This is a genomic window from Mycobacterium sp. THU-M104 (assembly GCF_049197365.1).
In the GTDB taxonomy this organism is placed as follows: domain Bacteria; phylum Actinomycetota; class Actinomycetes; order Mycobacteriales; family Mycobacteriaceae; genus Mycobacterium.
Map to the genome: position 1 here is coordinate 1 of NZ_JBMIOP010000053.1, position 8,001 is coordinate 8,001.

Here is an 8,001-nt window from a genome sequence, read left to right on the forward strand (position 1 = left end):
CAGGCGAAGGTGTAGCCTGTGCGCCCCAGCCCCGACTGGATCTCGTCGGCGATCATCAGCACGTTGTGCTCGCTGCACAGCGCGCGCACGGACGGCAAGTAGTCGTCCGGCGGGACGATGATGCCCGCCTCGCCCTGGATCGGCTCCAGCAGTACCGCGACCGTGTTGTCGTCGATGGCCTGCGCCAGGGCCGCGGCGTCGCCGTAGGGCACCGAGCGGAAGCCCGGCGTGAACGGTCCGAAGCCGCCGCGCGCCGCGGGATCCGAGGAGAAGCTGACGATGCTGATCGTGCGGCCGTGGAAGTTGTTCTCGGCCACGATGATGTTCGCCTGACCCGCGGGCACGCCCTTGACGTCGGCGCCCCATTTGCGGGCCACCTTGAGCCCGCTCTCGACGGCCTCGGCGCCCGAATTCATCGGTAGCACCATGTCTTTGCCGCACAGCCGTGCCAGCGCTGCACAGAACGGCCCCAGACCCTCGGCGTGGAAAGCCCGGCTCACCAGCGTCACGGTGTCGAGTTGCGCGTGCGCCGTCGCGGTGATCTCGGGATTACGGTGGCCGAAGTTGACCGCCGAGTAGGCGGCCAGGCAGTCCAGATAGCGCCGACCGTCGACGTCGGTGATCCACACCCCCTCGGCGCTTGCCGCCACCACGGGCAGCGGCGAATAGTTGTGCGCCGCATATTTGTCGACCAAAGTGATCGCGCTCTCGGTGCGGTTCGTGATGACCGCCTCCGCGGCCGGGGCGTCGAGAATCGTCATGAGAACACCTCCAATGTGCAGCATTTGACTGAACCGCCGCCCTTGAGCAGCTCGGATAGGTCCACGCCGACCGGCTCGAAACCGGCCTCACGCAGTTGTGTCGCGAAATGGCTTGCGCCAGAAGGAATTACAACGTGCAGGCCGTCGGAGACTGCGTTGAGCCCCAGCACGTAGGCATCGGCGCTGCCGACCACGATAGCAGCGGGGAACAACGCACGCAGTTGGTCTTGCGCCGCCTCGCTGAAGGCCGGCGGGTAGTAGGCGATCGTGTGATCGTCGAGAACGGCCAGCGCGGTGTCCAGGTGGTAGAAGCGCGGGTCGACCAGCTCCAGGGACACGACCGGAAAGCCGAGCGCCGCCGAGATCTCGTCGTGCGCGCGCCGGTCGGTGCGGAAGCCGTACCCGGCCAGGACGATGTCACCAACCATCAGCAGATCGCCCTGCCCCTCGTTGACGTGGCGGGTGGACAAGGGCCGGTAGCCCCGCGACGACATCCACGCGGCGTAGGCGCGCGCCTCGCCGGCCCGCTGGGGGAACCGGAACTTGGCGACGATGGCGACGTCGTCGGCGATGAATCCGCCGTTGGCCGCGTACACCATGTCGGGCAGCCCGGGCACGGGCTCGACGATGTCCACGTGGTGGCCCAGCGACAGGTAGGTCTGGTACAGGTTCTCCCATTGCGCGTGCGCGACGCCGACGTCCACGGGCGTGCTGAGGTCCATCCAGGGGTTGATCGCGTATTCGACCGCGAAGAATGCCGGTGGTGTCATCGCGTACCGCCGGGTCCGTGGCGTGCGAGCGCGCCTCTGGGCCTCGGCGTCGGGCCAAGTCACATACGCGGGCGCGGCGACCGTCGCCGGCTCCGCCACATAGTAATCCGTCACAAATCTACGATAATGGAGCCCATGTAGACAATCAATCGACGAACATTGCTTCGGCTACGCGTATTTGTTGCGTTAGATTGGGTCTAGCGGTTGTTTATTGTCCGTCGACGAAATGGGAGGGCGTGACCGGCATGGACAGACTCGACGAGACCGACGAGCGCATCCTCGCGGAACTGACCGACAACGCGCGCGCGACCTTCGCCGAGATCGGCGAGACGGTGAACCTGTCGGCGCCCGCCGTGAAGCGGCGCGTCGACCGGATGCTCGACAGCGGGGTGATCAAGGGCTTCACCACGGTCATCGACCGCAATGCGCTGGGCTGGAACACCGAGGCCTACGTGCAGGTGTACTGCCACGGCCGGATCTCGCCGGCCGAGCTGCGGGCGGCGTGGGTGGACATCCCCGAGATCGTCAGCGCGGCCACGGTCACCGGAACGTCCGACGCGATCCTGCACGTCCTGGCGCGCGACATGCAGCACCTCGAGACCGCCCTCGAGCGGATCCGGTCCAGCGCGGACATCGAACGCAGCGAAAGCATCGTCGTGCTGTCCGACCTGATCGACCGCATGCGCCCCTAAACCGGTGGCGAAAACCCCGCGCCAGTGCTGCCCGGGCGGCGGGCCACCCAGCGTGCCGCCCGAGCGCGCCCCGGGCTCGGCGTTCGCCGGGATGCATAGGGCCACGGGTGGTTGCGCTCAGGGACTGAAGCCGCCCGCTCCTGTTTGAGCCGCGTGCGCAGGTGCCCGCGCAGCTCGTGCAGGCCCGGATCGGTCCACCGGTTCTCGGCTTCGACCGGGTCGGAGGTCAGGTCGTAGAGCTCCCATTGGTCCTCGAGCGGAGACGTGCGGTAGGCGTTGCCACCCAGCCCGCTGGCTGCCAGGTGCCGCACGCCGGGCTCGGTCCAGGTTCCCGGGTCGTCGAACGTGCGAACCAGCTTCCACAGGTGACCTTCGCCACCGGGCACGTCGTCGACACGCACGACGAGCCCCTCGAAATTGGACGGGGTGTGCGCCGGAACCCGGATGCGCAGCGGCGCGGGCGGATTCGCGGTCAGCCTGAGGCGGCGCGCCAGGCCCGAGGCCACGGCGTCCCCCTCGAGTATGTTGTCGCGGGTCATCATGTAGACCGCGCGGGTCTCGTCGGCCGGCGCGCCGTCGACGACGGGCATCAGGTCGCGGCCCGGTAGCTCATGGACCTCCGAGAAGGACTCGGCAAGTCCGGACACGACAGCAGCGACGTCGATGCCGGCGGCCGACAGCAGCGTGGGGACCAGGTCGACATGCGACGTCGGCGCGGTCACGACGCGCGGAACCGTGGACCGCTCCCCGACGCGGGCGATCACGAAGGGAACGCGAGTGGCCTCGTCGTACAGGTTGAACCACTTCTGGTGCAACCCGCCGTGCGCGCCGAGCAGGTCGCCGTGGTCGGCCGTGCGCACCAGCACCGCGTCGGCCGAACCGTTGTCGGTGACGGCCCGCCGAACGCGGTCGATCGGCGCGTCCACCTCGGCGTGCAGGCGGTAGTACAGATCGCGGTAGCGCTGGGCGTCGCGCTCGTAGGCCCGGTTGATCACGGGGGCCGGGCCGTAGCCGTAGTAATACGCCTCGCGGAACGCGATCTGCGCTGCCGGCTTTGTCGACAGGTCCTCGCCGCCCGTCGGCGCGGGGGGCACCGGCGGGGGGTCCAGCGGCGACGACGACTTGACCGGGCTGCGACGCACCCACGCCGGGAACAGCACGATGTCGTGGGGGTTGACGAAGCTGGCCACCAGCAGGAATGGGCGCAGCGCCGCCGCGTCCCCGGCCCGGCGGCGTGCGTACCGGTCGGAGAGCCAGGAGACGAGCCGTTCGGCGACGAGCGGATCGCGACGCACGCCGGCATTGGCCAGTGCAGCGCCGTGCGGCTCCGGGCCGACCCATCCCGAGAAGCCGTAGGGCGCGAGTGGGTCGGCGGCCAGGTAGCGCTGCACGGCGACGGGGTCGACGACTCCGTCGTGATTGTTGGTTTCCAGCGTGCGGCCCGTTGCCCGGTCGGTGAGGTCGGCATGAGAGACGTGCCACTTGCCGTCGTAGTGGGTGTCGTATCCCGCGGCGCGGAACCAGTTGCCCAGGGTCGGCACCTCGCCGGGGCGCAGCCAGCGCATGCGGGAGTCCTCGGCCGTCTTGCCGATGCCGTCGGTCTGGGTGACCCCGTGCAGGTCGGGATAGTGCCCGGTGAAGAGCGTGGGACGGCTCGGTACGCAGGCCAGCGAGCCGGTGTAGTGCCGGGCGAAACTGACCCCGTGCTCGTCGAACCACTTGCGGCCGGTGAGTACCCGGTCGCGCCAGGCGAGGGTGTCGGCGGTCTCGTACGGCGGCACCGCGCGCTCCTCGTCGGTCATGATGACCACGACATCGGGGCGATCAGACACGGGCATCTTCCAATCGGCTGGCGAGCCCGGCGAGCATTTGGCCGGACTCCCGCGCCATGACGCGGCACACAATGCGTTCGGCCAGCTTGTGCGGTGCGCGGGGCCCGATCTCGACGGTGCTGGTCAGGCTCACGACGGTCGACCCACCCGCGACCGGCGCCAGCGTCCATCGGTTGGCCACCCTGCGCAGCCGGCCCGGCAGGCCTTCAATGTCGTAGCCGAGCACGTGCGGCGGGTCGAACTCGGTGATGCGCTCGATGAGGGCCTCGCGGTTGAACTGGACCCGGCGCGCGGTTCCGACGGCTGCGCCGCCGGGACCCGAGAACAGGATGCAGGAGTGGCCGACGTTGCCCGCCCACGAACTGACCGATCCGAAATCCGCCAGGACGTCCCAGATCTCCTGCGGGGAAGCCACAATGCGGCGGCTGCGGTGCTTGTCTGACACGTGCCCAAGTTACGCGACGGCAGCAGGTCCCGCAGCGTCTGAGGTTCCGTGCTCATCGGGTCAGGTGCAACGCGATCTCCACTCCGATCGCCGCGCCGCACACCGCGGTCGTAATCGCCAGGGTCGCCCAGTCCGTCGTTGTCGGCCGCGCCGGGTGAGCGCAGAGTTGGCCGGTTCCGCCACGGGCGGTGATAGCGTCGCCCATCTCGTCGCCGCGGCGCAGCGTCACGGTGATGGCCGCGGCGAGCAGGTCGATCACCTCCAGCGCGTGCCGCCGGAACCGCGCCCTGCGGCCGCGCGGTATCCGCCTGGGCCGCAGCCGACGGGCGGCGTAGAGCACCTGGAATTCGTCGATCAGCATCGGGAAGGCGCGCAGCGCGAGTGCCAGCGCCACCGCCCATTCCTCGACCGGGACCCGCAGCCATCGCAGCGGGCGACCCAAAAGCGCCATCGCGGGACCGATCTCGGCGACGTTGGTGGTCCAGGACACCATCGCCCCCAGCCCGAGCAGGACCACCGACAGCGCGGTGATCCGCAGAAACTGCAGGAAACCGCCGAGTCCCAGGTGCAGGCCGCCCACGGCGATCACCGGGCTGCCGCCGCCCAGCGCGGCCGTGATGCCGCCCAGCGCGACGATCACCCACAGCCAGCGCGGAACCGACGGCAGCACCCCCCGCGGAATGCGCGCAATCCGTATCGCGGCCGCCACCAGGGCCGCTACCGCGGCGATCGTCACCCATCCCGGGGAGAACGTCAGCAGCACCGAGATCCCGAAGACCACGAGCAGTTTGGTTCCAGCCCACAGTTGGTGGATGGTCGACGTCCCGGGCACCGGTACGAGCAACACCACCGGCCGCGGCAGACGCCGGCTCGTAGCGTGCTCCGGGCCCGCGTTCAGCGGTGCGCCCGCAGTCGCCGTCATGCAACGCCTCCGGCCGCGGTCGCCACCGATTCCAACGTTCCGTTGTGCAGATGCAGGGTGCGCGGGCAGACGCCCTCCAGCCCGACGAAGTCATGGGAGATGACCACCACGGTCAGGCTCCGCTCGCGGCGGAGATCCTCCAGCAGGCGCAGCAGACCGCGCTGGCTCGTGGCGTCCAGCCCGGCCAGCGGCTCATCAAGGATCAACGCCCGCGGCGAACACGCCAGCAGCCCGGCCAGCGCCACGCGGCGCATCTGACCGCCGCTGAGCTGGTCGATGCGACGTTTGGCCAGCGCGGGGTCCAGCCCGACGCTGGCCAGCGCCGCGGCGACGCGGTCTTGGTCGCGGTGCGAGAAACCCGCGGCCGAGGCAACTTCCAGGTCGACGCGGCTGCGCATCAGCTGCAACCGGGCCGCCTGGAACGACAGCGCCACCGCGCCGACCTGCTCATGGGTGGGCCGGCCATCGAGAAGGCAGGCACCGGTGGTGGGAATCGTCAGCCCGGCCATGATCCAGGCCAAGGTCGACTTGCCCGACCCGTTGTCGCCGTGGATGAGCAACCCGTCCCCCTGCTCCACGACGAAGCTGATGTCGCGCAGCGCGGGTTTGGCCCACGGTGTGCCGCTGGCGTATTCGTGACCGACCTCGACGAGCTCGATCGCCGGCGCGCAGGAGATGTGCGCTACCGGCGCGGACGGCAGCGGCGTGGGCGCGGACTCGACCATGTCGGCGTTGTCCGGTGAATCGCTGAGGTTGATCGTGCGGTCCGCCGACTCCGCCTCGTTGTTGTAGTGCGTGATGTGCACCAGTGCGGTCCGGTGCCGTTGGGTGAGGCCCGACAGCACACCCAGCAGGGCCTCCCGGCCCTGCTGGTCGACCATGGTGGTCACCTCGTCGGCGATCAGCAACGACGGCTCCCGGGCCAGTGCCGCGGCCAGCGCCAGGCGCTGCAGTTCGCCCCCGGACAGGCTTCCGGTGTCGCGGTCGGCGAGCCCGTCCAGGCCCACCTCGCCCAGCAGCCGGTTCACGTCGATCTCGGTGCCCGGCGGCAGGCCCCACACCACGTCGTCGGCGACGCGGGTGCCCAGAACCTGGCTTTCGGGATGCTGAAGCACCACGGCCGTGCCGCCAACCTTGCCCAGGCCGACCGCACCGGGGCGCCGCACCGTGCCCGACGTGGGTTCCCGGCCCGCCAGGATCAACATCAACGTGGTCTTGCCGGAGCCGTTGGCGCCGGTGATCGCCACGTGTTCACCCACCCGAAGGTCCAGGCTGATCTCGCGCAACGAATCCCGGGCGGCGTGCGGGTAGCGAAAGCGCACCTTGTCCAGCCGCACCGGCACGGGGCCTATCGCGGCCCTCTCGCCCTCGCCGCCGTCCCAGACGTCCAGTTTGTGCACGTCAGGAATCTCGCTCATCCGCTGCAGCAGCCGGGACAGTGCCCACCAGCCGATCAGCGAGACGATCATGATGCCGACGGTGTAATAACCCAGCAGGATCCACGGCCAGTAGTGCAGCCCCTCGGCGAAATACCGTTTGACGTCGGCGCCGGCCTGCGCCAGATGGATCCGGGTCAAAAACTCTGCGACCCCGTCGATGTTCGCTGTCATCACCTGGAAGATCAGGTGCCGCAGCCGGGTCATGACAGCCAGCATGCCGAGCGTCACGGCACCGAACGCGACCCCGGCGATCAGGGACACGACGATCACCGTCGGCGTTCCCCGGCGCCGGCGCTTGACGAATCCCATCAGCCCGCCGACGTACGCGCCGTGCATGACCGTCATCAATCCGCCCAAGCCGGCAATGAGGAAGGCGATCATCCCGGCGGCGACCGTCGCGGCGAGCAGTACACGCAGTCGGTAGCGGTAGGCCAGCAGCCCCGTCGGCACGGTGCCGAGCAGGGCCACCCCGGCGGCGAACGGGACGATTACGGAGATGATCGCGATGACCGCACACAGCGCACCCATCACCGACGCCTGCGCCAACTCCACCGGTTGCAGTGGTCCACCACGGCGGCTCGCACGCAGGAGTCTTGGGCCGGTCACTTGATTGATTCTGCCAGGCCGCGGGCGCGGGCCCCGCCAGAACACCCGGCCAGCTGGGGATTTGCACCCCGGCATCCACGCAGCAGCTCGCTTAGGGTAGCTATGCAACCATGGAGGCATGAACCCATCCGCCGCCGATCACAGCGGAGTGGCCGAAGTCGGTGGAGTCGTTGACGCCGCGACGTCCGAGCTGCAACCGGGCCTCGGAGCGGACCTGCTCGCGGTGGTCGCCCGCCTCAACCGGCTGGCCACCCAGCGGATCCGGATGCCGTTGCCTGCGGCGCAGGCCAGGCTGCTCGCCACCATCGAGGCGCACGGCGAAGCCCGGATCGGTGATCTGGCGGCCGTCGACCACTGTTCGCAACCGACGATGACCACACAGGTACGACGCCTCGAGGAGGCCGGCCTGGTCACGCGGACGGTCGACCCCGACGACGCCCGCGCAGTCCGCATCCACATCACGGCCGAGGGACGGCAGACGCTCAACGCGGTCCGTGTCGACCGCGCGGCCGCGATCGAGCCGCAGCTGGCCGA

The 8,001-nt window shown here is 69.6% G+C and carries 8 protein-coding genes; 2 read left to right on the top strand and 6 right to left on the bottom strand.

Translation table 11 applies throughout. The features are described 5' to 3' along the window. A partial coding sequence (locus ACOJVU_RS05645) for an aminotransferase class III-fold pyridoxal phosphate-dependent enzyme (RefSeq protein WP_421528871.1) occupies nucleotides 1-761 on the bottom strand: 761 nt, incomplete at its 3' end. After that, the gene (gene ddaH / locus ACOJVU_RS05650) at nucleotides 758-1,645 is read right to left on the bottom strand and encodes a dimethylargininase (RefSeq protein ID WP_421528872.1); all 888 of its coding nucleotides are present in this window, start codon (nucleotides 1,643-1,645) and stop codon (nucleotides 758-760) included. The genes ACOJVU_RS05645 and ddaH, both read right to left, overlap by 4 nt. A 131-nt stretch (nucleotides 1,646-1,776) precedes the next feature. Here ddaH and ACOJVU_RS05655 point away from each other — a divergent pair, with 131 nt between their 5' ends. Next, nucleotides 1,777-2,223 (top strand): Lrp/AsnC family transcriptional regulator, encoded by a 447-nt coding sequence (locus ACOJVU_RS05655; RefSeq protein ID WP_421528878.1) that lies wholly within the window; start codon nucleotides 1,777-1,779, stop codon nucleotides 2,221-2,223. Here the strand turns inward: ACOJVU_RS05655 and ACOJVU_RS05660 are convergent. From ACOJVU_RS05660 to ACOJVU_RS05675, 4 genes are read right to left on the bottom strand one after another with little or no spacing between them, the layout of a single operon-like run. Further along, nucleotides 2,220-4,055 (bottom strand): sulfatase-like hydrolase/transferase, encoded by a 1,836-nt coding sequence (locus tag ACOJVU_RS05660; protein ID WP_421528873.1) that lies wholly within the window; start codon nucleotides 4,053-4,055, stop codon nucleotides 2,220-2,222. The two genes, ACOJVU_RS05655 and ACOJVU_RS05660, sit on opposite strands and share 4 nt — an antisense overlap. Further along, complete coding sequence (locus ACOJVU_RS05665; protein WP_421528874.1) at nucleotides 4,048-4,500, bottom strand: SRPBCC family protein; 453 nt, start codon at nucleotides 4,498-4,500, stop codon at nucleotides 4,048-4,050. The genes ACOJVU_RS05660 and ACOJVU_RS05665 overlap by 8 nt, the downstream gene beginning before the upstream one ends. Before the next feature lie 52 nt (nucleotides 4,501-4,552). Then, nucleotides 4,553-5,422: a CbiQ family ECF transporter T component gene (locus ACOJVU_RS05670; RefSeq protein WP_421528875.1), complete on the bottom strand. Its 870-nt coding sequence runs from the start codon at nucleotides 5,420-5,422 to the stop codon at nucleotides 4,553-4,555. After that, nucleotides 5,419-7,467, bottom strand: a complete 2,049-nt coding sequence (locus tag ACOJVU_RS05675) for an ATP-binding cassette domain-containing protein (protein ID WP_421528876.1) — start codon at nucleotides 7,465-7,467, stop codon at nucleotides 5,419-5,421. The genes ACOJVU_RS05670 and ACOJVU_RS05675 overlap by 4 nt, the downstream gene beginning before the upstream one ends. A 118-nt stretch (nucleotides 7,468-7,585) precedes the next feature. Between ACOJVU_RS05675 and ACOJVU_RS05680 the strand changes: the two genes are divergently transcribed. Further along, nucleotides 7,586-8,001: MarR family winged helix-turn-helix transcriptional regulator (locus ACOJVU_RS05680; protein WP_421528877.1), on the top strand; the 416-nt coding region annotated here is incomplete at its 3' end.